Raw genomic sequence first — 23289 nt, 5'->3', positions numbered from 1 at the left:
TTCAGAAATGTTTCTATTTTCCTATATTAGGGGTATTTACCTGAATGAGTTTATTTCCCAGTCTTTTCTGCTTTACTTAACAGATCACTTAATTTTGCTGAAATACCATAACTACCTGCTTCGAACTGTCCTGAATCTTCCATTTGAACAGTCGTATCGATCGTTAACTTTTTATCGCCATTGATAACGAGAGATACATTCATGCCTCCCATTGGATTGTATTCCAATTCACCTTTTATCAGGGTATAGGAGTGAATGACTCCTTCTGAAGAGAAAGCTTTAGGATCGATACTGATTAACAAGTGTTTTATCGCTCGCTCCATTTTCGTGCTTTCTGCAATCTGAATCATTTCCCTTCTCTCAGCAGCTTTATCCGTAAAAAGACTGCAACCTCCTAGAAACAAAGTCAGTAAGAATAGTAGTACAAATCGTTGTTTTTTATCAGTCATATTTCCCTCTCACTTATATTATTCGTAATGATTTTTAAAAAATGACCCAATTCTTAAAAATTTTTTCCAGAACCTAAAAAACACACCCTTACTGGGTGTGTCTCCTGTTAAATCATATATTCGACGCTATAAGTGGCATCGGATAAAATCCGTGAAAGGAATTGTTTGGTTCGTTCTTCTTTTGGACTGTTGAAGAATTCATGTGGTTCGTTTTCTTCGATGATGTGTCCGCCATCCATAAAGATGACATGATTAGCCACATCACGCGCAAAGCCCATTTCATGCGTCACCACAACCATGGTCACTCCTTCTTGGGCCAACTGCTTCATGACATCTAAGACGTCACCGACCAACTCTGGGTCTAACGCCGAAGTCGGCTCGTCTAGCAAGATCACGTCTGGTTTCACTGCGATGGCACGCGCAATCCCGATCCGTTGCTGCTGGCCACCTGACAATTGAGAAGGATAGTAATCCTTGTAAGCGAGGAGACCAACTTTTTCAAGGGCTGATTCTGCCCGTTGGATAGCTTCTTCTTTTGGAATCTTCCGAGCCACAACCAGACCTTCTAAGATATTTTCAAGCGCTGTTTTGTTGGCAAAGAGATTGTAATGCTGGAAGACAAAGGCTGTCTTTTGCCGGATTTCTAGAATCTCTTTTTTGCTGAGTTTTGAGAGGTCATATTCTTTTCCACCTAAGGTTAGGTGGCCTGTATCTGCCTTTTCCAAGTGGTTGAGGCAGCGAAGGAAGGTTGTTTTTCCTGATCCAGACGGCCCCAAAATAACGACGACATCCCCTTGGTTGACCTTGAGATTAACATCTACCAGGACCTGGTGGTCCTTAAATTTTTTCGATACGTGTTCTACTTCTAACATCTTCTTATTTCTCCTTCTTCTATGCGAGTGTCAGGCGTTTTTCTAAGCGATTGAATCCCCACTGAATCACCCCACAAATGACAATATAAAGAATAAAAATCACTAGATAGGATTCAAAATATTGATAGCCATAAGAGGCTTCGACCTTGGCAATGGCGGTGATATCCTTGATCGTCATGACAAAGACAAGGGAGGTTCCTTTGACCAAGTTGATAACCAAGTTACACAAATTGGGCAGGGCTGAACGCAAGGCTTGTGGAAAAACAATGCGGATATAGGCTTGGCGATTGGTCAAACCAATGGCTTGCGCTGCTTCTAGCTGGCCCTTATCCACCGTCAGAATGGCTGACCGGAGAATTTCAGCAAGACTCCCTGTTGTCATCAAGCTAAAGATGATAAAGGCATAGTAAATGGGATTGATCTCAAAGACATTAAAGTGACTACCAATACTCTTAAAAAAGCTATTTAAGAGGCTGGGAAAGAGACTATAAAAGAAGAGAATCAAGAGAATCGGAGGTGTCGCGCGGATAAAGGCTAAGTAAATCACTGAGAAACTGCGAACACCTTTGACCTTATAAATCTGACCGAGTGCCAAAAAGAGGGCTGGAAGAAAACTCAAGAGAATCGATACGACCATGATCAGAAGGGTCACTGGAACACCACCCAAGGTGGCTAGAAATGCTTTACTAATAAAATTGAAATCCATAAGCTACCTTTCTGTTACACTGAGTCGTTTCTCAAGGAGTTGAGCGGAGAAGGAGATCACAAGGGCAATTCCCCAGTAGATCACTGCTACAGCTGTATACGTTTCGAGGGAATAATTCCCAAGATTGCGGCTGATCAAGTTGTTGCCTGCTCCCATGATATCGATAAAGCCAATGGTATAAGCCAAAGCGGCATCGCGCATAAGGTTCAAGATGGCAGTCGTCATATTTGGAAGAGCTACGCGAAAGGCTTGGGGAAGGACAATCCGCCAAATGGTTTGAGCTGGCGTCAAGCCGATACTCAAGCCTGCTTCCATCTGTCCTTTTGGAATGGCCAAATAGGCTGCCTTGAAGACCTCAGAGATCATAGCGGCAAAGAGAAGAAACATGGCAACAAGGACAAAGACAAACTTGGACCAGTGGTCAATGTCAATGCCCAACCACCAGTTCAAAAATTGGGGGAGTCCATAAAAGACCAAAAAGAGCAAGACAATCGGAGGGGTACAACGCAAAGTAAAGACATAACCTTTTGCAAGACCTGCTCCTACCTTATCTTCTGATACTTGTGCCCAGGTCAAAACCAAGCCAAATGCAGAACCGAAAACCGTCGTTAAAACCATCAAAGCTAGGGTCGCTGGTAGAGCTTGGACCAAGGTTGGAAGAAATGACCAAACCTTGGAAATGTCGTATGAGACCATGTTTCTTTTCCTTTCTGTATCCGTATAGAAATAAGGAAGCTGGGGCTATGCGCACCCAGTTCCATCTTATTTCTCTTTATCTACATAACTGAAGACATCTTCACCGAAATATTTTTTCGACAATTTAGCAAGTGTGCCATCTTTTTCCAATTCTTTGATAGCCTTGCTGTATGCTTCCGCAAATTTTTCGTTTTTCTTATCCTTATGGATCAATGGGTAAGTTGGAATTCCTTTGTAGGCAAACCAGCTAAGTTTGTCCGCATATTGGTGGTAAGAACCATCTTTATCTGTGACAGCTTTTTCAAAGGAAAGTTTGATGTCAAAGAAGGCATCGTAACGTCCTTCAAGAACCCAAGCATAAGCATCTGCGACTTTGAAAGATTCCGCAGCTGTTAATTCGATTTGTTGGTCCTTATGCTTTTCATTGTATTCTTTAATAACATTCCACTGCGCATTTTGTGGTGAAATTGGAACCAATTTTCCTTTTTCTTTAGCGAAGTCATCGATGTTCTTGTATTTATCCGCATCTTCTTTCCGTACGGTAAATCCGATGATACTTGCCCCAATTGGTTCTTTTGGAATGATGAATTTCTTGGCACGTTCTTCGGTATACCAAGCTCCTTTGGTTCCGATATCGTATTTACCAGATTCTAGACCGATCAAGAGATCGTCATCACTTGTTCCAGTGTACTCAAACTTGTAGTCTGGTAGTTTTTCGTCAATGGCTTTGAGAACGGCTACTTCATAGCCATCTGATTCTCCTTTTTCATCAACGAAATCATACGGTACATAGTTTTGAGTGTGGGCTACTTTCAAGGTTGTTACCTTGTTCGATCCTGTTGAATCTTTGCTGTCGTTTGCATGGTTCAAGCTCCGTCCAAGAATGGTTGCACCTGCAATGGCAAGAACTGCCACCCCACCGATAATCCATGTTTTTTTACTCATACTCTGTTCTCCCTCTTTCTATTTTCCTTATTCTGCTGCAGCTTCACGAACCCATTCGATTCGTTCTTCATCAATGTCACTTGGAATCGTACAATCGGCACCGATGACCAAGCCTGTCGTTCCTGTTTCTGCGATGATGCGTTTGGTTTCTGCTTGGATCGCAGCCTTATCTCCTGTGTAAAGAAGACCATTTTTGCCATTTTCAAAACCACCAAGAACCGTGCGTCCACCGAAGATTTCGCGTCCTTCTGCTAGGCTGATTCCTTCTGGTCCAACTGCCCAGTTAATGACTTGGGCTGGATAGTCTGTGAAGAGATGGATATCATTGCGAGCTCCTTCGTAGCCACAGATATGAAGAATATTTACGCCACCGGCTTCATTGGCTGCCTCTAAGACATGGAGTTCACTCGGTGCAATAATGTTTTTATAAACTTCTTGTGTAACCCGCGCATCTTGGATACTTTGAACACTGAGGTAGATCCCGTCTGCTCCTGCTTCTTTGATGATTCGTTGGCTCAAACTTGCAATATCTTGGCCAATTGTATCCAATACTTTTTTAAGAGTTGCTGCATCTTGATCGATAAAGTTGGCGATCAAGTCATCTCCTCCTGAAACTTCTCCGACCAACCATTTGAAGTAGGTCACCGGAGCAAAGATATTGTAGATAGCCACAATGTCTTCTTCAAAACCGGCACGGATTTTTTTAACGAGCTCTACTTGCTCTGTGATCCATGGATGATCTGCTCCGAGTGGTTCAATCCCTGCTAAGTCAGAGATATTTTCAAGGCCTTTGTGAATGGCTGGATTTGGATAAGCAAAGTAACCATCACTCATGAGTTTGACAAAGTCTGGTTTGACCTTGTGAAGGAAGTTTTTATGGCCATTCAGGTTTTTTTCAATAATTTCCGGATTAGAAAATCCTTTCAACCATTCTTCTTCTGTTGTAAAATGATGCCAAAATCCAACTGGCACACGATCAACTGCTTCTCCTTTAAAAGCTTTTAAGACTAATTCTCTTTTTGCTGACATGTCCTTACCTCGTTCTATCTTTTCTTGTTTGTTATCTTATCACTTCAATGATACTTTGACTAATATATATTTTTTATCAAGCTCTTCATCTTTTTTTATCACTGATCTTCAAGGAGTAGAATTCCTGCTAGGTCAGATGGGCGGATGAGGGAGAAACTATGAGCTGGAATCTTCTCCAGTCTTGCCATATCTGGATCTTTTTTTGCTTTCCCCTGACTGCTTGCTAGAGCTACTTTACTGAGCCCTAGAAGCAAAAACAAAACGGTTACCAGGATACACCATACATTGATCTTTTTCATCTCCCTCTCCTTTCTTCTTACAATACTGCCGCCTGACGCACCCAGTCTAAGCGTTCCAATTGGAAATCATCTGGCACGGTACAGTCTGCTCCAAGGATCAAACCACGACTTCCGGCTTCTGCCACCAAGCGACGAGTTTCTTGCTCAATAGCTTCTCGTTCCCCTTGGTAGAGCAAACCTTTCTTGCCATTGACAAAGCCACCCAAAACGGCACGATCACCGAAAAGTTTACGACCTGCAGCTAGGCTAAGGCCTTCATGATGGGTCGCCCAGTTAATGACTTGAGCTGGATAATCCTTGAAGAGCTCCACTTCATTGCTGGCCCCTTCAAAACCACAGATATGAAGGATATTGATGCCTCCAGCTTCATTGGCTGCTTCTAGGACAGCGATGCTACTAGGCTCAATGAACTTGCGGTATTCTTCTTGGGTTACACGCTCATCTTGGACCTGCTGGGTTGAGAAGTAAATCCCTTCAACACCTGCTTCTTGGATCAAGCGGCGACTTAAAGTAGCGATATCTCCTGCAATCACGTCAAGGACATGAGCTAAAGTTTCTGGATCTTCCTTGATAAAGTCTGCAATCACTTGGTCTCCACGGGATTGATCCGTACGGAACCAGCGTTTCAAATAAGAAATGGGCGAGAAGATATTGTAGAAAGAAGCAATTTCTTCATGGAAATGGGAACGAATCTCCTTGACCACTTCGATTTGTTTTTCAATCCAAGGATGATGCTCCCCAATCGGTTGAATATCCTTCAATTCTCGGATCGATCTGATCTCTCTCGAATAAAGTGCACTCGGATAGCGGAAGAAGCCATCGCTCATGATCTTGACAAAATCAGGTGAAATTTCTTCTACATAGTGTTGGTGGCCCTTAATACTTTTTGCTACTACAGCCGGATTATCTAGACCCAATTCTTTTTCTTCTTGGGTCACATAATGGAGCCAAAATCCTACAGGAATTCGCTCTACTGTTTCGCCTCGAATGGCACGAAGAACCAATTCTTTTTTACTCATACTGTACATCCTCCTCAATATTTCTCCAACAGAAAGGCTAACTGCTTCCCTTCTTGAATTTGTAACCATGATATCACCTCGAAAAGTAGCTGACTAATATATTTTCCCTATCAAGGCCTTAAAATTTCTTTATTGAGAAAGTCATCAAAAAAACGCAAGCCCTTGAAAATAGGGACTTGCGAGTATCTTTTTCTATTCTTTCATTTTAGAAGAAAAAGGCTGCTTTGATCTTTTCTTGATCCGGTTATAATATAAAACTATACCCCTTCTTTTAAGATGAAAAATGGCATCTTTTGAGGTGAAAAAGCCCTTCATATCAACATTTCTTTCTTCCTATTCATTCCACAATTTCCTGAATCCCCTTCTCCTCTTTCTTGTCAGGCAAGATTGAAAGGAGTATAATTTTTATAGAATAATTTTAAGGAGTGTACGGTTTATGAAAACAACAAAAACCACCTTTACCATCGTTTCTGCTCTTGCTTCTGTCATTTTACTGACGAGTTGTGGAAGCAACACCAACAAAACGCAAGAGACAAAAGCAAGTAGCACTAAAAATCAGGTGACGATGACCTATGATCAACAGCGCTCACAAGAAAATACCATGTCTGTCCTTTGGTACCAAAAGGCAGCAGAAACCAAGGCTTTGTATTTACAAGGCTACAATGTCGCTACTGACCGTTTGAAAGAGATCCTCCAAACTCCTTCTGATAAGCCTTATTCCATCGTCTTGGATTTGGACGAAACTGTTTTAGACAACAGCCCTTACCAAGTTCAAAACGTCAAAGATGGTACGGCCTTCAATCCTAAAGATTGGGATGTTTGGGTGAAAAAAGCAGCCGCAAAAGCGGTGCCAGGTGCCAAAGATTTTCTTCAATATGCGGATCAAAACGGGGTTCAAATCTACTACATTTCTGACCGTACAACCTCTCAAGTAGATGATACCATCAAGAACCTTGAAAAAGAAGGCATTCCTGTTCAAGGACGTGACCACCTCATGTTCTTAGAAGATGGCGTCAAATCAAAAGAAGGCCGTCGCCAAGCTGTACAAGAAAAGACCAATCTTGTCTTGCTCTTCGGGGACAACCTGGTTGACTTTGCAGATTTTTCCAAGACCTCTGAAGCTGATCGCGACAAGAAATTGGACGAATTGCAAAAAGAATTTGGTGAAAAATTCATCATCTTCCCAAATCCAATGTATGGATCATGGGAATCTGCTGTTTACCAAGGTAAAAAACTAGATGCCAAGGGACAAACAGAAGAACGCCTCAAAGCCTTGCAAGGTTTTGACAAATAAAGCAAACATCCTCGCTAGGAAAAACCTAACGAGGATGTTTTTTTCTATATAGATAATTTTATTCAACGGTTACAGACTTAGCAAGGTTTCGTGGTTTATCAACATCGAGCCCACGATGAAGGGCTGCAAAGTAGGCAATCAATTGGGTTGGCACCACCATTGAGATTGGAGAGAGGTAAGGGTGAACCGCTGTCAAGACCAAATCATCTGTCTCTTTAGCGACATTTTCTTCTGCAATGGTTAAAACATGAGCCCCACGTGCTGCCACTTCTTGGATGTTTCCACGTGTGTGGCTGGCTAGGACTGGATCTGACAAGAGGGCGATGACCGGTGTACCCTCTTCGATCAGAGCGATGGTCCCGTGTTTCAACTCACCCGCTGCAAAGCCTTCACATTGGATGTAAGAAATTTCTTTTAGTTTCAAACTGGCTTCCATGGCAACATAGTAATCTTGACCACGTCCGATATAGAAAGCATTGCGGGTTGTTTCCAACAAGCCACGAACTTTTTCATCGATGACTTCTTTTTCTGAAAGGGTTGATTCGATCGATTGGGCAACGATAGACAATTCGTGCACCAAATCAAAGGCTTTGGCCTTCTCATTGCCATTGGCTTCCCCAACAGCTTTAGCCAGAAAGGCAAGGGCTGCGATTTGAGCCGTATAAGCCTTAGTAGAAGCTACCGCAATTTCAGGACCAGCATGGAGCAACATAGTCATGTCTGCTTCACGTGAAAGAGTTGAACCTGGGACATTGGTCACTGTCAAGCTTGGAATGCCCATTTCATTAGCTTTGACCAATACTTGGCGGCTATCGGCTGTTTCACCAGATTGGCTGATAAAGATGAAGAGTGGTTTCTTGCTGAGAAGTGGCATACCATAGCCCCACTCAGATGAAATACCGAGTTCTACTGGAGTATCTGTCAACTCTTCCAACATTTTTTTAGACGCAAATCCAGCATGGTAAGAGGTACCAGCCGCAAGGATATAGATTCGATCTGCTTCTTGAACAGCCTTGATAATAGCTGGATCTACCACTACTTGTCCAGATTCATCTGTATAGGCTTGGATCAACTTACGCATGACAGTTGGTTGCTCATCGATTTCCTTGAGCATGTAGTATGGGTAAGTCCCTTTTCCAATATCAGAAAGGTCGAGTTCAGCCGTGTAGCTATCCCGTTCTTTGACGTTGCCATCATAGTCTTGCACTTCAACGCTGTCAGCCTTGACAATGACCAACTCTTGGTCATGGATTTCCATATATTGGTTAGTTTCACGAATCATGGCCATGGCATCAGAACAGACCATATTGTAGCCATCACCAAGACCGATCAGGAGTGGTGATTTATTTTTTGCCACATAGATGGTGCTTGGATCTTCCGCATCCATGAAAGCAAAAGCATAGGCCCCACGGATGATGTGGAGGGCTTTTTTGAAGGCTTCGAGCGTAGACAAGCCATCTTCTTCAGCAAATTTTCCGATCAAGTGGGCAGCGATTTCTGTATCTGTTTGCCCCTTGAAATGGTGACCTGCTAGGTATTCTTCCTTGATTTCAAGATAGTTTTCAATGACCCCGTTGTGGACCAAAACAAAGCGACCTGTTTCAGAGCGGTGTGGGTGAGCATTGTCCTCAGTTGGTTTTCCATGAGTGGCCCAACGGGTATGTCCAATCCCAGCTGTCCCTTCGACACCTTCTGCCTTAGATGACAATTCTGCAATACGGCCAACTGCCTTTACCAATTGGCTCTTGCCTTCACTAGCCAGAAAAACACCCGCAGAGTCATAGCCTCGGTATTCGAGTTTTTCAAGTCCTTGAATCAAAATATCAGTAGCATTTGTATTTCCTACAACACCAACGATTCCGCACATAGTTTTTACGATATAGCCTTGCTATACTTTCCCCTTTACTTAGTCAAACGACCCATGGTCGATTTCTCAGTTACTTTAAAATTGGTCTAGTCTAATTTGACCAAAAAGCAACCAGCGGAGTCATTATACAATGCTTCTTCCAGTTTGTCAACTAGGAAATTCAAGAAAATTGGTCTAGTTAAGGGAGGGTTAAGAAAAACCTATCAACATCTTGGTTGATAGGTTGCTTTTTCTACTCTTCAAATCCATTCCGCTGACTCAACTTACGGAACCAATGACCAGATTTTTTGAGGGTTCGTTTTTGACTTTCGAGCTCCAACTCAACTAAACCATAGCGGTTCTTGTAGCCATTGAGCCATGACCAGCAGTCAATAAAGGTCCAGATCAGATAGCCTTTACAGTTGGCACCATCTTGAATAGCCCGGTGGAGCTCGCGAAGATGGTCTTTGACAAAGTCAATCCGGTAATCGTCTTGGATCACTCCATCCTTGCGAAATTTTTCCTCTCCTTCAACTCCCATCCCGTTTTCGGTCAGGATCCACTCGATATTGCCATAGTTTTCCTTGATATTTTGGGCAATGTCATACAAGCCTTGCTCATAGATTTCCCAACCTCGGTGGGGATTGATCTTGCGACCTGGCATGACATAGGGTTCATAAAATTGTTCAAAGAGTAGGGGAGATGCTGGATTTGGAGCATAACGAGGAGCCGCCACACGGAGTGGTTGGTAATAGTTAACCCCTAGGTAATCCACCGTATTTTCCTCGATCAAGCGCAATTCAAAGGGATCATAATCCGGTAAGAGATCGCGCTCCCGTAGGATCTCCACTAATTCTTCAGGATAATGACCAAGAACAGATGGATCTAAAAAAGATTTGGCTTGAAAGAGCTCGGCAATACGCGCAGCTTTCACATCTTCTGGATGCTGGCTCCGAGGATAGGCTGGTGTCAAATTGAGCACAATCCCGATACGGTAATTAGGATCCACCTCATGACAGGCCTTAACTGCTAGAGAGCTTGCTAGCTGGGTGTGGTAGGCTACTTTAACAGCTGCTGCTGCGTCTACCTTATGAGGAAAATGGGCATCATAAAAATAACCAAATTCTACAGGGACAATAGGTTCATTAAAGGTGATCCACTGATCGACCAGATCTCCATAGGTCTTGAAACAAAAACGCGCATATTCCTGGTAAGCATAGGCGGTTTCTTTATTTTCCCAACCATCCCCTTGCTCTTGAAGAGCCATCGGTAAATCAAAATGATAGAGGTTGACCAAGAGGTGAATCCCTTTTTCTTTAATCTTTTCAAAGACACGGCGGTAGAAATCAACACCTGCTTGATTGATCTCCCCTCGTCCTTCTGGGAAAATACGTGACCACTGGATAGAGGTTCGAAAGGCCGTGTGGCCGGTTTCTAACAAGAGGTCCAGATCTTCTTCCCAGTGTTCATAAAAAGTCGATGTTTTCTCTGGTCCTTGCCCTTGATAAAAGCGGTTGGGCTCGACCCTATACCAGTAATCCCAGAGATTGTCTCCCTTTCCATCCTGGGCTAGACGTCCTTCTGTTTGAGGCCCCGAGGTCGAACTCCCCCATAAAAAATCCTTTGGAAATTGATACATGTCCTAATCCTCCTCATTCTACTAGCTCTATTGTAGCGAATCCTCCCCCAAAACCTAGGCACAATTTACAGTCTTTCTTACGCAGATTAAAGAAAAAGCCCCTTAGGAAAAATTCCTAAGGGAGCTGGTCCTCTTTATAATTGAGTCACGACATATTCAAAGAGCTTGCGATCTGCTGGGCTCTTGTCAAAACGTAGTTCTGGATGCCACTGAACTCCGAGGAAACGGCTCTCATCTGTGGATTGAACGGCTTCTATGATGTCATCTTTAGGATCCCGCGCGATTACTTCTAAGCCATCTGCCAAGTCTTTAATACTTTGATGATGGAAAGAATTGATGCGACTGGTCTTACCATAGATCTCTTGCAGGACCGTCTGATCCTTGGTCACCAACTCTTGACTGGTGTACTGACCTGGATTGTCCTGCCAGTGGTGTTCAATATCTTGATACAGAGTTCCCCCTAGAGCGACATTATAGAGCTGGGTCCCACGGCAGACGGTAAAGATAGCTTTTTTAGCCGCACGCGCTTCTTCAATCAAGGCCAACTCAAAGAGATCGCGTTTCAAGAGGTAGTCATCACTGTCGATGGTGATTTCTTCTCCGTAAAACTTGGGCAAGACATTTTGTCCACCGGTGATGATGAGCTTATCAATCATCGATATGTAGTCTTTGGCCAAGGCCGCATCTCCAATCGGCAAGATCAAGGGAATCCCTCCTGCCTCTTTGACCGCTTCGACAAAACCAGTCGCCGCATAGCTCATGTTCGCGTCTGGATCATCTGGGAAGGGTCTTTCATTTCCTGTAATTCCAATCACTGGTCTTATTTTCATGCTTATTTCCATATTCTTTCATTCATCTTCAAGGCTTATTGTAACACAATTTCAAGCCAGACTCAATGGAGTTTTTTTGAAGAGAAGGTCTCCCCTTCTAACCCAAAAGCTTGCTGAAAAGATATGAAATTGCTTTCTATTAAAAAATTCTCAAGTGCAAAGACTTGAGAATGGTTTGTTAATTTTTCATCAACCCTTCTTTTACCAAAAAGTCATGCGCTACTTTAGCAGCAGGCTTGCCTTCTACTCCGACTTGGTAGTTCATCTGGCTCATCTGGCTTTCAGTGATTTTACCAGCTAGCTTATTAAGCACACCTTCCAATTCGGGATGTTTCTTAAGAAGAGCTTCTTTCATGAGGGGCGCCCCTTGATAAGGTGGGAAGAGTTGTTTGTCATCTTCGAGGACCACCAGGTCATAGCGAGCAAGTTCAGCATCTGTTGAGTAGGCATCCGTTATTTGAATATCCCCAGACTGGATCGCCTGGTAGCGAAGGGCTGGCTCCATGGTGGAGACTTGTAAGTGGAGACCATAGACCTTCTGCAAGCCCTTGTTTCCGTCTTCGCGATCGTTAAACTCAAGCGTAAAGCCTGCCTTGAGTTGTCCTTCCACCTTTTTCAAATCTGAAATGGTCTTGAGTCCATATTCTTGGGCAATTTTCTTAGGCACTGCTACAGCATAGGTATTTTGATAAGCCATAGGTTTGAGCAAGGCCAGGTCGTCTTGTCGCTTGATCCCATCTCGAGCAGCTTTGTAGACTGCTTCTGGATCATGACTGACTTGTGGTGCTGGCTTGAGGAGACTTTCGGTCACCGTACCTGTAAACTCTGGATAGATAGCGATATCCCCTTTTTTCAGGGCTTCATAGAGGAAGGTGGTCTTGCCAAAATTCGGTTTGACAGTCACTGTCATATCCGTATTTTTCTCGATCAAGATCTTATACATATTGGCTAGAATTTCAGGTTCTGGTCCTAACTTTCCAGCGATGACCAGGTTTTCTTTTTTCGGTTTGGGAAGAAGACTTGGCGTATAAGAAGCTCCTAATCCAATAACCATCACAGCAAAGGCTGCAAAGATGGTCCGTAATTTGGCCTTTTCCATCCATTTGAGAAGAAGGTTAAAGGCGATGGCCAAGAAGGCAGAAGATAGGGCACCGATCAAAATCAGACTGGCATTATTGCGGTCAATCCCCAGAAGGATAAAGGAACCAAGTCCCCCTGCTCCAATCAAGGCAGCTAGAGTAGCTGTGCCGATAATCATCACGGCTGCTGTCCGAATCCCAGACATGATAACAGGCATGGCCAAGGGAATCTCGAACTTCTTGAGTCGCTCCCACTTGGTCATCCCAAAGGCAATTCCTGCTTCTTCGAGGCTTGGATCTATCCCTTGCAAACCGGTGATGGTATTTTGAAGGATGGGGAAAATGGCATAGATGACGAGAGCTGTTAAGGCCGGAAGCGTCCCGATTCCCATGATGGGAATGAAGAGGCCCAAAAGAGCCATGGAAGGAATGGTCTGGAAGATCCCAGCTAACTGTAAGACCCAGTTGCTGGCTCTCTTGCGTGTACTTAAATAAATAGCTAATGGAACAGCCAGAAAAATCGCAAGAAGCAAGGTCAGTAATGACAGTTGCAAATGTTGCCCCAGTGCAGTGACCCAGTCGCCAAAGCGTTCTTGAAAGGTTGCAAGTAGTTTAGACATGGTGAGCACCTCCAAATAGATCTGCGACAAAGTCGTTGGCTGGCTGGGCAAGAATGGTCTCAGAATCCGCTACTTGTACAATCTCTCCTTCTTGCAGTACTGCAATCCGGTCGCCTAATTTTAAAGCCTCGTCCGTATCATGGGTCACAAAAATAGTGGTCATACCGAATTCTTTGTGCAATTCTTTGGTAAGAGTCTGCAACTGCTTGCGAGAAATGGCATCCAAGGCCGAAAAAGGCTCGTCCATCAATAGAATTTTTGGTTCCCCAATGATAGCTCGCACAATGCCAATCCGCTGTTGCTCTCCACCCGATAATTCACTAGGCATGCGATTTGCATACTCTGCCGCAGGAAGCCCCACCTTATCCAAGAGTTCTTCTGTCTTAGAAGCGATTTGCTCCTTGCTCCAGCCCTTCATCTCAGGAATAAGAGCTATATTTTCCGAAACCGTCAAGTTTGGAAATAGGGCAATGGCTTGAAGGACATAGCCGGTACTGAGACGTAACTCCCGTTCATCATAGTCCTTGATACGTTTTCCATCCATATAGATATTGCCATCAGTCGGCTCCAAGAGACGATTGACCATCTTGAGCATGGTGGTCTTTCCAGATCCTGAAGGACCCACTAGCACCATAAATTCTCCATTTTCAATGCGGAGATTGACATCTTTCAAAATGTCCTTTTCCGTGTAGCGCAAGGCTACATGTTTGTATTCAATCATGTTCTTCCTCAATAAGTTTTCTGTCTCTAAGAATATCCAATAAGCTACTTGCCGGATGGTCTAGGACTTTTTCGACATCTGTTGAAACTCCGGCTTGCTCCCCAGCTTTAATCGCTGTATAGGTACTGACCCAAGCATCGTACTCCCAGTTTTGTGCTGGCCATTTTTTCCGAGACTCATAAGCTTCTTCTACTGATTCATCCACATACGCGATGGTCTTACCGGTCTCTTTTGAGAGAAGCGCTACGATTTCTTCCATGGAAAGATCCTCTGGCCCTGTCAGATTCAAGGTTTGATTTTCCCATTCCTTAGGGTTTAAAAGAATTTCTGCTGCAACCCTAGATGTGTCCTTACGAGCAACAGCTGACACCTGCCCACTGCCAGCCGGACCGCGAATCTCTCCATTTTCAAGCGCAATATCAATCAAGAAATCCAAATAAAAATTATCTCTCAAAAAAGTGTAGGTGAACCCTAACTCCTTGATATAGGCTTCCGTCTGGGCATGATCTCGAGACAAGGTGAAAGTTGCCTTCTCATCTGCCCCATAAAAGGAGGTATAAACAATATGCTGCACCCCCACTAGCTTTGCGGCATCTAAAAACTCCTTGTGCTCCTTGACACGCTCTGGATTTTCCCGAGCAGAGACCATCAATAAGACATCGATACCCTTTAAGGCCTCAACCACCTCTGGAGTATTGGCATACACCATCTTACGAATTTCCGCTGACGCGTAGACTGTTGCCCGCTCTGGACTTCTTGCCAGATGGATAGAAGCAATTCCTTGCTGATCGACAAGATCAGCCACATAAGCACCTATTTCCCCTGTTACACCTGTTATTCCAATCATAACTGTTACTTCCTCTCCCTACATATCATTTTCTTTAGCTTTTAGATTGTCAATAATACGCTCTTGATAGGCTTCAAATTCTCGGATTTCTTGATCTGAAAAACCTTGGTAAAAAATCTCTCCCAGTTCTTTGCTGACACGGTCACCGATTTCTTTTTGCGCCCAACCAAGGTCTGTCAAAGAGATATATTTTTTCCTTTTATCCTGCGTGCAAGGTTGAATCGTGACCAAGCCTTGTTCTTCCAATTTCTTAACCATACTGGTCAATGTATTATTGGCTAGACCCGTCGCAAGAGCGATATCGGTCGCAGTAGCGCACCCCAACTCTTGCTTCCACAAAATCGTTAAAATTTTTCCCTGTTCACTTCGGTATTGGGCATCTGGTTCCTTGCTCAAGAGTTTTTGAAAAAGTCGCCCGTTCAATAAGCGTATCTGTAAAGCTTGGTATCCCCCTTGCATCTTGTCCATTTTGTCTCCTTTTTATTTCTATATCGAAATATCAAAGTCATTGTACCACTGCCTGTTACATCTGTCAACTATTTCGATATAGAAATAACATTTTCCTTGGAAGAAGAGAAACATTTAAACTCCTTGTAAAACAACACTGAGTTTTACATATGTTCACTGTAATGCAGAATGAAATTTGTTAAAAAGCTTCGGTAGGTTTCTTCCTACCGAAGCTTTTTTGATATCACGCATCCAACCAACAACTATTTTCAAACCGACTCTTTGCCTTTTCACAAAAATCCTCCAGAGCTGAACTCTGAAGGATTTATTTTTTATTTCACAACGATATTAACGAGTTTATTAGGGACACTAATCACTTTCACGATTTCTTTGCCATCAATCTCTGCCTTGACTTTTTCGTCAGAGAGAGCGACTTCTTGCAATTCTTCGCGTGACAGGTCTTTCGCGACCATGAGTTTAGCACGGACTTTTCCTTTGATTTGAACAACGATTTCGATTTCGTCTTCAACCAATTTGCTTTCGTCCCATGTTGGCCAAGCTACATAAGAGATAGATTCGCCTGTTGCTGCCACTGTTTGCCAGAGTTCTTCTGCCAAGTGAGGTGCAAATGGAGCGATCAATTGTATAAAACCTTTGGCATAATCCACATAGAGTTTGTCTTCCTTATTCGCCGCATTGACAAAGACCATGAGCTGAGCAATGTCTGTGTTGAATTTCATAGACTCGATTTGCTCAGTGACAGCCTTAACAGTTTCGTTGTAAACCTTGTCAAGAGCGCCATTGTTTTCCGCAACGATTTCTTTGGTTGTAATCAAACGATAAACACGGTCTAGGAATTTACGGCTTCCTTCCAAACCTTCTTCTGACCAAGCGATGGAAGCATCGAGTGGTCCCATAAACATTTCATAGACACGAAGGGTATCCGCACCGTATTGTTCCACCACATCGTCTGGGTTGACCACGTTCTTGAGGGATTTCGACATCTTAGCTGGTGCTTGCTCCAACTCTTCTCCTGTTTCCACATGGAAGAAGGAACCGTCACGTTTTTCAACCTTATCAGTCGCTACAAGAGCACCACGGTGGTCACGGTAGCTTGTTCCCAAGATCATTCCTTGGTTAAAGAGTTTTTGGAATGGCTCTTTAGTTGGAACAACACCAAGGTCATAGAGGAATTTATGCCAGAAACGAGCGTAAAGCAAGTGGAGCACGGCGTGTTCTGCACCACCTACGTAGATATCTATTGGCAACCATTGTTTGAGGAGATCCTCGTCAGCCAATTTCTCAGTGTTGTGTGGATCGATATAGCGGAGGTAGTACCAGCTTGAACCGGCCCATTGTGGCATGGTATTGGTTTCACGACGACCCTTGACGCCATCCTCACGAGTCACTTCCAGCCAGTCTGTCAAGTTGGCCAATGGGCTTTCCCCAGTACCTGAAGGGCGGATATCCTTGGTGACTGGCAAGACAAGTGGGAGTTCACTTTCTGGAACAGCTGTCGAAGTCCCATCTTCCCAATGAATGATTGGGATTGGTTCACCCCAGTAACGTTGACGGCTAAAGAGCCAGTCGCGGAGACGATAGGTAACCTTTTCTTGACCAAAGCCTTTTTCTTCTAGCCAAGACACGATTTTAGCAATCGCTTCTTCTTTGTTGAGTCCATCTAGGAAGTCAGAGTTGACGTGAAGGCCGTCTTCTGTATAGGCAGCTTCTTCAACGTTGCCACCTTCCAAGACTTCTACGATTGGAAGTCCAAATTGTTTTGCAAATTCCCAGTCACGTTGGTCGTGGGCAGGTACGGCCATAACAGCACCTGTTCCGTAGCTAGCAAGAACATAGTCGGCAATCCAGATTGGAATTTCTTTACCATTGACAGGGTTGATAGCATAAGCACCAGTCCAAACCCCTGTTTTTTCCTTGGCAAGGTCTGTACGAGCCAAGTCTGATTTAAGGCTAGCTTGGTGTTTGTAGTCCGCTACAGCCTCAGCTTGTTCAGGTGTCGTGATGGCATCTACTAGTTCATGTTCAGGAGCCAAAACAGTGAAGGTCGCACCGAAAAGGGTATCCGGACGAGTTGTAAAGACGGTGAATTCCTTGTCAGTCCCTTTTACTTTGAAAGTAACGTTAGCACCAGTTGATTTACCAATCCAGTTGCGTTGCATGTCCTTGATAGACTCTGGCCAGTCAAGGTCATCCAAGTCGTTGAGCAAACGTTCCGCATAGGCAGTGATTTTAAGCATCCATTGGCGCATTGGTTTGCGGACAACTGGATAGCCACCACGCTCAGAGGTTCCATCTGGAAGAACTTCTTCGTTAGCGATAGCTGTTCCTAGTTCCTCAACCCAGTTTACTGGTACTTCAGCTTCATAAGCCAAACCTTTTTCGTAAAGCTTAGTGAAGATCCATTGCGTCCACTTGTAGTAGTTTGGATCTGTCGTATTGACTTCACGGTCCCAGTCGTAAGAGAAGCCAAGCGCATTGATTTGGCGTTTGAAGTTAGCGATGTTTTCTGCTGTGAATTCCGCTGGGTCATTCCCTGTATCCATAGCGTATTGCTCAGCAGGCAAACCAAAAGCATCCCATCCCATTGGGTGAAGGACATTGTAACCTTGCGCACGTTTGAAACGGCTAAGGATATCTGTTGCTGTGTAGCCTTCTGGGTGTCCTACGTGAAGACCCGCTCCAGATGGGTAAGGGAACATGTCAAGCGCATAAAACTTAGGTTTTGAAGCATCTGTTCCTGTCTTAAAGGTGTGGTGGTCAGCCCAGTATTTTTGCCACTTAGGCTCGATTTCTTTATGATTGTAAAAACTCATAGCGTCTCTCCAATTTTCGTGATGCTCCTATTATACCATTTTTAGGCGATTTTTAAAGGTTCAGACAAAGAAAAAGACAGGTCCCATACGGGACCTGTCTCTCCTGTTTTCTTCAAGAAAAGTCTATTTCACATGCTTTTCAAGTTCTTCTTGCGCTTTTTTATTGGATTTTTCTTTTTCTTTCTTCCATTGATCACGCGCTTTGTCATAGTCTTTAGCCGATACGACCTTGTCTTGAACTTCTAAATATTTATAGTTGAAGGATTGACCCTTGTGGCCTGTCCAAGCAAAGGCTGCAGAGTATGGTACAGTCTTACGAACGACTGGAGAAGCTCCATCTGAATGGATCGGAATCAAGAGGGCACTATCGGTCAACCAAGCTTGAGCGGCAGCATATTTTTCGTAACGCTTGTTCACATCTTTGGTTTCATTATGCGCATCTTCGATCAATTGATCATATTCATCAAAACCAGCTGCTTTTGCGGCTGCATTATCCGTACCAGCATCGAATCCAAAGTAAGAATTGGCGTTTTCGCCGGATTTACCACTAGTGATGTCGATGTAAGAAGATGGGTCCGTATAGTCTGGACTCCAACCCAAGTTATTGTTCAAATCCCAGTCTTGTTGCGAAGCACTTTCAGCAAAGTAGGTAACCCGTTGCAGATCATCTTCAGAAATCATATTCAAATCGATGACAATATTTTCTGCTCCTAGTGTAGATTCAACTGACTGTTTAAAGGATTGAGCTTGTTTGATCCCTTCTGTATAAGTTGAAGAAGTTGGAAGGTCCAAATGAATTGGGAATTCAACTCCTTGAGCTTGCAAATCTGCCTTGGCTTTGGCAAACTCTTCTTTGGCCTTGGTTGGATTGTAGAGGGTGTCTTTTCCATCTGCGACAGAGACCCCTTTCCATTCATCCCCATAAGCTTCCAAGTCTTTTTCTACTGCATCACCAAATTGTTTGCCATCGATTTGGACAAAGTTTGGTGGCGTAAAGGTATTACGGATCACCTTATTGGCACCCGCTTCCCCGTTAGTTTGCGCTACATAAGCCTTGCGGTTGAAGGCAAACATAATGGCTTGACGGAAGTCCTTATTTAAGATTGCTTTCTTAGTTGAAGTCTTTTGAGCATCCGTGGTCTTCTTTGTGATTTCATAGGCCTGACGGTCAATGTTGAAGGAAAGGTTGTAGGTAGAGGAACCTTGGTCAGTATAGACAATGTCGTCCTTATGCTTCTTCTCTACACTCTTATAGTTGGAACCATTTGGGAAGACACGGGCAACTGTATAGTCGCCGTTATCAAACCCACGAATCAAGGATTCTGAGTCTTGTCCATCATAATAGGTCAGCTTCACTTTACTGATCTTAACATTATCCGCATCCCAGTATGTTGGGTTCTTTTCCAATATCGCAGAAGATTTAGAAGTGATGGACTTGATCAAATAAGGACCGCAGTAGAGGATACTAGATGGAGAAGTCCCTTGACCATAGTCATCTCCTTTAGATTTCAGGAATTCTTCGTTAACCGGCATCAAGATCCCCATCGTAGTCTTAGAATTCCAGAAACTTTCCGGTTGGCTCAAGGTATATTGAACGGTGTAATCGTCAATAGCTTTCACACCAACAGTTGAGAAATCAGATGTCTTCCCTGAAACATAATCATCCAAGCCTTTGACAGATTTTTGGACCAAGTAAATCGCTTGTGATTTCTTGTCTGCCGCGTGTTTGAGGCCTGTGACAAAGTCTTGGGCTTTGACTTCTCCATATTCTTCCCCTTCAGAAGTCATCCATTTGACCCCTTTACGGAGTTTATAAGTATAGGTCAAGCCATCCTTGGAAACAGTCCAGTCTTTAGCAAGCGATGGGATCAAGTTCCCGTACTTGTCCACTTCCAACAAGCCATCTATCGCATTTCCTGTAAACTCGGAAGTCGATTTTTTATTAGAAATCGAATAGTCGAGAGTATCCGGATCCTGGGTATAGACATAGCTAAAAGTCTGATCGCCGGAACTTCCAGATTTCCCTCCTGAGCAGGCTGCCAGTACACCAGCTGATAAAAGCAGAGCGCTGGTAGCTAAGAGTACCTTCCCTTTGTTCATATAAATCACCTCATTGTAAAAAATGTTATACTCAATTTAAATTATAGCACTTTCTAGGGAAATGTAAACGCTTTTACTGCGAAATTATTCTATTTTTCCTTTATTTTTTCAATTTCTACTTTTTCTAAAATTTTTTAAGTTGAATCCCTGGCCTGTATGATATAATGGAATCTATGAATTATGTGAGACATTTACACAAACGACTAAAACGCAGCCTCTTGTCCCTCCTTGTAGGAGTCTTGACATTAGGCCCTATTTCCACTGCTTTTGCGGATGACATCTACCAGCAAGAAGATGTCATGAAAATCGCAGCTGATGCTGGACTGGTATTGGACGATTTTTACAAGCCTAAGGCTGACATCGTCATCGACGCCAATACTGGAGCCATTTTGTACGGAGACAATATCGACACGGTCCGGGACTCCGGAAGCATGGCCAAACTCATGAGTGCCTATGTGGTCTTTCGGGCCCTCAAAGAAGGCAAGATCAAATATGATACCGTGGTTACAGCAACAGAGGCAGACCAAGCCATCTCGGAAAACAATCTGTTAAGTAACTCACCTATTGTAGCTGGTGTTGACTACAAAGTATCTGAATTGATCAAGATGCTCTTTGTTCCATCTTCCAGTGCGGCCGTGATTATGCTGGCCAACGCCGTTACTGACAATGATCCCGATAAGTTTTTGGACTTAATGAATCAGTACGCACAAGAAATGGGGATGAGCCATACCAAATGGCACAATCCAAATGGAGCGATGATCTCGGTGCTTCAGGGCTACTACAACCCTCAGCGCTACGATGTCAATGCGAATAACGAAATCACAGCGCGGGACATGTCTATTCTGGCTTATCACATCGTAAACGACCTGCCAGAAATGTTGGAATACACCAAGCAAGCTCACACTACGATCATGGAAGGAACCCCCTACGAGCAAAGCTACGATAACTACAATACTTCGCTCGAAGGTGGAAAATTCGCCCTTAAAGGAACAGATGGACTCAAAACTGGATCTAGCCCGACTGCTGACTACAACTACACCGCGACTACCAAGCGGGGGAAACAGCGGATTATCGAAGTCATTTTGGGGGTTGGGAACTATGATGTCGAGATCGCCGAAAGTTACCGCAATCAAATCGGGAATACCTTGGCTGAGAAAATGTTCGCAGACTACCAGTATAAAAAAATCCTTTCTGCAGGCGATCATACCATCGACGGGAAGACAATTCACTTGAAGCAAGACTTCTATGCGACCGTTAAGAAGGGGACGAAGCCAGCCCTTAAACTGGAAGACAACCGCCTAGTCGTTCAGAACGGCTTGCAACAGGTATCTCCAAGCATTAAACCGGGAGTGGCTGTCAGTGAGTCTAAAACAACGACCTCTAGCAGTAAAAGCAAGGGACTCGATGTCATGTGGCTCTTCTGCTTCCTGCCTGCCGGAATTTTATACCTGATCTTTAAACAAACCGATCCAAAAAGAAGAAAATAGAAAAAGAACTCCCAATACCATAAGGTATGGGAGTTCTTGGTTTGTTGACAAAGTCATCTTAGGCCAAACCTTGAACATAGGCATCTACTGCTACGATGGCTTGGGCAATATCAGAAGCCTTCACCTCAAATGGCATTTGATGGATGGTTTCTCCTTCGATGGTGGCTTGTTGACCAACTTTGAGAAGATCTTCATAACTTGCAGTTTCAAGATGCATTTCTTTCAGAGTTGTTGGCATACCGATTTGTTGATAGAAACGAATGTATTTATTCAATTCTTCCTTCGGACGGTTTTCCAAGAACAATTGAACTAACGTTCCGTAGGCTACTTTTTCACCATGAGTCAAATGGTGGATGTCTCCAGTAAGGGCTGTAAAGCCATTATGGATGGCATGGGCAGCTGCTAACCCACCACTTTCAAACCCAATCCCGCTAAGAAGGGTATTGGCTTCAATGATGTTTTCAAGAGCAGGGGTTACAACTTTGGCTTCACAAGCAGCCATGGCTTGGAGACCATCAGCAAATAAGGTTTCTTCACAACGTTGTGCAATGGCGACACCCGCTAAGGTTTGTCGTTGACCCAACATGGTTTTTCCATTCGCTTGCATCACTGCACGCGCTTCTACCCAAGTTGCTAGGCCATCTGCGATACCAGAAGCGAGCAAGCGTTTTGGTGCTTGAGAGATCACTTTGCTATCCACCAAGACCAATTCTGGGTTCTTAGAATAGAAGATATAGCGCTCAAAGGCACCCTCATCCGTATAGATAACCGACAAGGCGGAAACGGGAGCATCTGTAGAGGCGATGGTCGGAGCAATCACAACTGGTGATTTTAGAAGATCAGCAATAGCTTTTGCACTATCGATGGTTTTTCCTCCACCAAGTCCAATGACCAAATTACAGCCATTTTCTTCTGCCAGACTAACCACACGATTGATTTCGTTGTCAGAAGCTTCTCCATTAAAGAAGACTGGCAAAACCGTAAGCCCATTTTGACCAAGGTATTCTTCAAAACGTTTCCCTACGATATCATAAACCACTGAATCACATAGTAAAACAGGGTGAGTCCCTAATTCTGAAATAGATTGCGCATTTTCAAACAAGGCATTTTCCCCTTGAATGTAACGTGACGGACTTGCAAAATTTCTCATAGTCTGCTCCTTTAAAATTTATTTAGTTCACACCCATAGTAGCATTTATTTCTATGAAATTCAAAGAATTATACAAGGCTCCAATCAATTAAATTTATCTGTTCACGCGGTCATTGGAAGCGTTTCATTTTTATTTGATGAATCTTATTATCAAAAATCCCCAAAGCTAGTTTCAGTAGATTGAAACTTGGCTTTGGGGATTTTTATTTTTTTACAAGCATTGAGAAAATCAATCACTTAACTGAAGTCGAGACTACTTCCTTTGATCAACAAAACTAGTATCGCGAAATTGAACTCGCCCTAAAAGCGTCGAGAAAAAGAGAGATTGACTGGTGGGCCTGGCCCACATGGTCAATCTCCTATTTTCTTCTCGCTTTTTT

The 23289-nt window shown here is 43.6% G+C and carries 20 protein-coding genes; 2 read left to right on the top strand and 18 right to left on the bottom strand.

Annotation, left to right across the window (positions count from 1 at the left end; all coding sequences use genetic code 11):
* Positions 1–50 precede the first annotated feature (50 nt).
* From P5Y91_RS06795 to P5Y91_RS06760, 8 genes are all read right to left on the bottom strand, one after another.
* Complete coding sequence (locus tag P5Y91_RS06795; RefSeq protein ID WP_049491020.1) at positions 51–449, bottom strand: DUF1310 family protein; 399 nt, start codon at positions 447–449, stop codon at positions 51–53.
* A gap of 107 nt (positions 450–556) precedes the next feature.
* On the bottom strand, positions 557–1321 hold the full coding sequence (locus tag P5Y91_RS06790) for an amino acid ABC transporter ATP-binding protein (RefSeq protein WP_003016067.1): 765 nt from the start codon (positions 1319–1321) through the stop codon (positions 557–559).
* 19 nt (positions 1322–1340) lie between these two features.
* Positions 1341–2027, bottom strand: a complete 687-nt coding sequence (locus P5Y91_RS06785; protein WP_049491021.1) for an amino acid ABC transporter permease — start codon at positions 2025–2027, stop codon at positions 1341–1343.
* A 3-nt stretch (positions 2028–2030) separates the two neighbouring features.
* Complete coding sequence (locus P5Y91_RS06780; RefSeq protein ID WP_049491022.1) at positions 2031–2723, bottom strand: amino acid ABC transporter permease; 693 nt, start codon at positions 2721–2723, stop codon at positions 2031–2033.
* Between the two features lie 66 nt (positions 2724–2789).
* Complete coding sequence (locus P5Y91_RS06775; protein ID WP_118397293.1) at positions 2790–3668, bottom strand: transporter substrate-binding domain-containing protein; 879 nt, start codon at positions 3666–3668, stop codon at positions 2790–2792.
* A 27-nt stretch (positions 3669–3695) separates the two neighbouring features.
* On the bottom strand, positions 3696–4697 hold the full coding sequence (locus P5Y91_RS06770) for a uroporphyrinogen decarboxylase family protein (protein ID WP_003016091.1): 1002 nt from the start codon (positions 4695–4697) through the stop codon (positions 3696–3698).
* Between the two features lie 98 nt (positions 4698–4795).
* Positions 4796–4996 carry a hypothetical protein gene (locus P5Y91_RS06765; RefSeq protein WP_021154358.1) on the bottom strand — a complete coding sequence of 67 codons (201 nt, stop codon included), beginning with the start codon at positions 4994–4996 and terminating at the stop codon, positions 4796–4798.
* A 17-nt stretch (positions 4997–5013) separates the two neighbouring features.
* Positions 5014–6024, bottom strand: a complete 1011-nt coding sequence (locus P5Y91_RS06760) for a uroporphyrinogen decarboxylase family protein (protein ID WP_374955848.1) — start codon at positions 6022–6024, stop codon at positions 5014–5016.
* 427 nt (positions 6025–6451) lie between these two features.
* Between P5Y91_RS06760 and P5Y91_RS06755 the strand changes: the two genes are divergently transcribed.
* A complete protein-coding gene (locus P5Y91_RS06755; RefSeq protein ID WP_070448942.1) occupies positions 6452–7309 on the top strand; it encodes a 5'-nucleotidase, lipoprotein e(P4) family in 858 nt (285 codons plus the stop codon).
* 58 nt (positions 7310–7367) lie between these two features.
* On the opposite strand, the gene glmS is transcribed toward P5Y91_RS06755, so the two are convergent.
* From glmS to P5Y91_RS06710, 9 genes are all read right to left on the bottom strand, one after another.
* Positions 7368–9176, bottom strand: a complete 1809-nt coding sequence (glmS, locus tag P5Y91_RS06750; RefSeq protein ID WP_277839180.1) for a glutamine--fructose-6-phosphate transaminase (isomerizing) — start codon at positions 9174–9176, stop codon at positions 7368–7370.
* Positions 9177–9408: 232 nt separating this feature from the next.
* Entirely contained in the window at positions 9409–10794 is a 1386-nt protein-coding gene (locus P5Y91_RS06745; protein ID WP_003009948.1) for a glycoside hydrolase family 1 protein, read from the bottom strand.
* 134 nt (positions 10795–10928) lie between these two features.
* Complete coding sequence (locus P5Y91_RS06740) at positions 10929–11624, bottom strand: gamma-glutamyl-gamma-aminobutyrate hydrolase family protein (protein WP_021154354.1); 696 nt, start codon at positions 11622–11624, stop codon at positions 10929–10931.
* A gap of 178 nt (positions 11625–11802) precedes the next feature.
* Entirely contained in the window at positions 11803–13323 is a 1521-nt protein-coding gene (locus P5Y91_RS06735; protein WP_118397284.1) for an ABC transporter permease/substrate-binding protein, read from the bottom strand.
* Entirely contained in the window at positions 13316–14044 is a 729-nt protein-coding gene (locus tag P5Y91_RS06730; RefSeq protein WP_118397282.1) for an ABC transporter ATP-binding protein, read from the bottom strand. The genes P5Y91_RS06735 and P5Y91_RS06730 overlap by 8 nt, the downstream gene beginning before the upstream one ends.
* Positions 14037–14891 (bottom strand): SDR family oxidoreductase, encoded by an 855-nt coding sequence (locus tag P5Y91_RS06725; RefSeq protein WP_118397279.1) that lies wholly within the window; start codon positions 14889–14891, stop codon positions 14037–14039. Before P5Y91_RS06725 ends, P5Y91_RS06730 begins: the two co-directional genes overlap by 8 nt.
* 18 nt (positions 14892–14909) lie before the next feature.
* A complete protein-coding gene (locus P5Y91_RS06720) occupies positions 14910–15359 on the bottom strand; it encodes a MarR family winged helix-turn-helix transcriptional regulator (RefSeq protein ID WP_118397276.1) in 450 nt (149 codons plus the stop codon).
* A gap of 311 nt (positions 15360–15670) precedes the next feature.
* The gene (gene leuS / locus P5Y91_RS06715; protein ID WP_118397273.1) at positions 15671–18172 is read right to left on the bottom strand and encodes a leucine--tRNA ligase; all 2502 of its coding nucleotides are present in this window, start codon (positions 18170–18172) and stop codon (positions 15671–15673) included.
* A gap of 123 nt (positions 18173–18295) precedes the next feature.
* Positions 18296–20272, bottom strand: coding sequence for a peptide ABC transporter substrate-binding protein (locus P5Y91_RS06710; RefSeq protein ID WP_118397270.1), 1977 nt, complete (start codon positions 20270–20272; stop codon positions 18296–18298).
* 164 nt (positions 20273–20436) lie between these two features.
* Between P5Y91_RS06710 and P5Y91_RS06705 the strand changes: the two genes are divergently transcribed.
* A complete protein-coding gene (locus P5Y91_RS06705; protein WP_277839179.1) occupies positions 20437–21759 on the top strand; it encodes a DUF1958 domain-containing protein in 1323 nt (440 codons plus the stop codon).
* A gap of 58 nt (positions 21760–21817) precedes the next feature.
* On the opposite strand, the gene P5Y91_RS06700 is transcribed toward P5Y91_RS06705, so the two are convergent.
* Positions 21818–22909: a glycerol dehydrogenase gene (locus P5Y91_RS06700; protein ID WP_277839178.1), complete on the bottom strand. Its 1092-nt coding sequence runs from the start codon at positions 22907–22909 to the stop codon at positions 21818–21820.
* Between the last annotated feature and the right edge of the window lie 380 nt (positions 22910–23289).

This window comes from Streptococcus taoyuanensis, assembly GCF_029589235.1.
GTDB lineage: Bacteria > Bacillota > Bacilli > Lactobacillales > Streptococcaceae > Streptococcus > Streptococcus taoyuanensis.
This window is presented reverse-complemented; position numbering and strand designations above follow the sequence as displayed.

Excerpts from the sequence above, each read along its gene's own strand:
- P5Y91_RS06770 (WP_003016091.1), bottom strand. The coding sequence starts at position 4,697 with ATGTCAGCAAAAAGAGAATTAGTCTTAAAAGCTTTTAAAGGAGAAGCA.
- P5Y91_RS06765 (WP_021154358.1), bottom strand. The coding sequence starts at position 4,996 with ATGAAAAAGATCAATGTATGGTGTATCCTGGTAACCGTTTTGTTTTTG.
- P5Y91_RS06710 (WP_118397270.1), bottom strand. The coding sequence starts at position 20,272 with ATGAACAAAGGGAAGGTACTCTTAGCTACCAGCGCTCTGCTTTTATCA.
- P5Y91_RS06790 (WP_003016067.1), bottom strand. The coding sequence starts at position 1,321 with ATGTTAGAAGTAGAACACGTATCGAAAAAATTTAAGGACCACCAGGTC.
- P5Y91_RS06760 (WP_374955848.1), bottom strand. The coding sequence starts at position 6,024 with ATGTACAGTATGAGTAAAAAAGAATTGGTTCTTCGTGCCATTCGAGGC.
- P5Y91_RS06705 (WP_277839179.1), top strand. The coding sequence starts at position 20,437 with ATGGAATCTATGAATTATGTGAGACATTTACACAAACGACTAAAACGC.
- leuS (WP_118397273.1), bottom strand. The coding sequence starts at position 18,172 with ATGAGTTTTTACAATCATAAAGAAATCGAGCCTAAGTGGCAAAAATAC.
- P5Y91_RS06740 (WP_021154354.1), bottom strand. The coding sequence starts at position 11,624 with ATGAAAATAAGACCAGTGATTGGAATTACAGGAAATGAAAGACCCTTC.
- P5Y91_RS06775 (WP_118397293.1), bottom strand. The coding sequence starts at position 3,668 with ATGAGTAAAAAAACATGGATTATCGGTGGGGTGGCAGTTCTTGCCATT.
- P5Y91_RS06720 (WP_118397276.1), bottom strand. The coding sequence starts at position 15,359 with ATGGACAAGATGCAAGGGGGATACCAAGCTTTACAGATACGCTTATTG.
- P5Y91_RS06755 (WP_070448942.1), top strand. The coding sequence starts at position 6,452 with ATGAAAACAACAAAAACCACCTTTACCATCGTTTCTGCTCTTGCTTCT.
- P5Y91_RS06700 (WP_277839178.1), bottom strand. The coding sequence starts at position 22,909 with ATGAGAAATTTTGCAAGTCCGTCACGTTACATTCAAGGGGAAAATGCC.
- P5Y91_RS06780 (WP_049491022.1), bottom strand. The coding sequence starts at position 2,723 with ATGGTCTCATACGACATTTCCAAGGTTTGGTCATTTCTTCCAACCTTG.
- P5Y91_RS06735 (WP_118397284.1), bottom strand. The coding sequence starts at position 13,323 with ATGTCTAAACTACTTGCAACCTTTCAAGAACGCTTTGGCGACTGGGTC.
- P5Y91_RS06725 (WP_118397279.1), bottom strand. The coding sequence starts at position 14,891 with ATGATTGGAATAACAGGTGTAACAGGGGAAATAGGTGCTTATGTGGCT.
- P5Y91_RS06785 (WP_049491021.1), bottom strand. The coding sequence starts at position 2,027 with ATGGATTTCAATTTTATTAGTAAAGCATTTCTAGCCACCTTGGGTGGT.
- P5Y91_RS06745 (WP_003009948.1), bottom strand. The coding sequence starts at position 10,794 with ATGTATCAATTTCCAAAGGATTTTTTATGGGGGAGTTCGACCTCGGGG.
- glmS (WP_277839180.1), bottom strand. The coding sequence starts at position 9,176 with ATGTGCGGAATCGTTGGTGTTGTAGGAAATACAAATGCTACTGATATT.
- P5Y91_RS06795 (WP_049491020.1), bottom strand. The coding sequence starts at position 449 with ATGACTGATAAAAAACAACGATTTGTACTACTATTCTTACTGACTTTG.
- P5Y91_RS06730 (WP_118397282.1), bottom strand. The coding sequence starts at position 14,044 with ATGATTGAATACAAACATGTAGCCTTGCGCTACACGGAAAAGGACATT.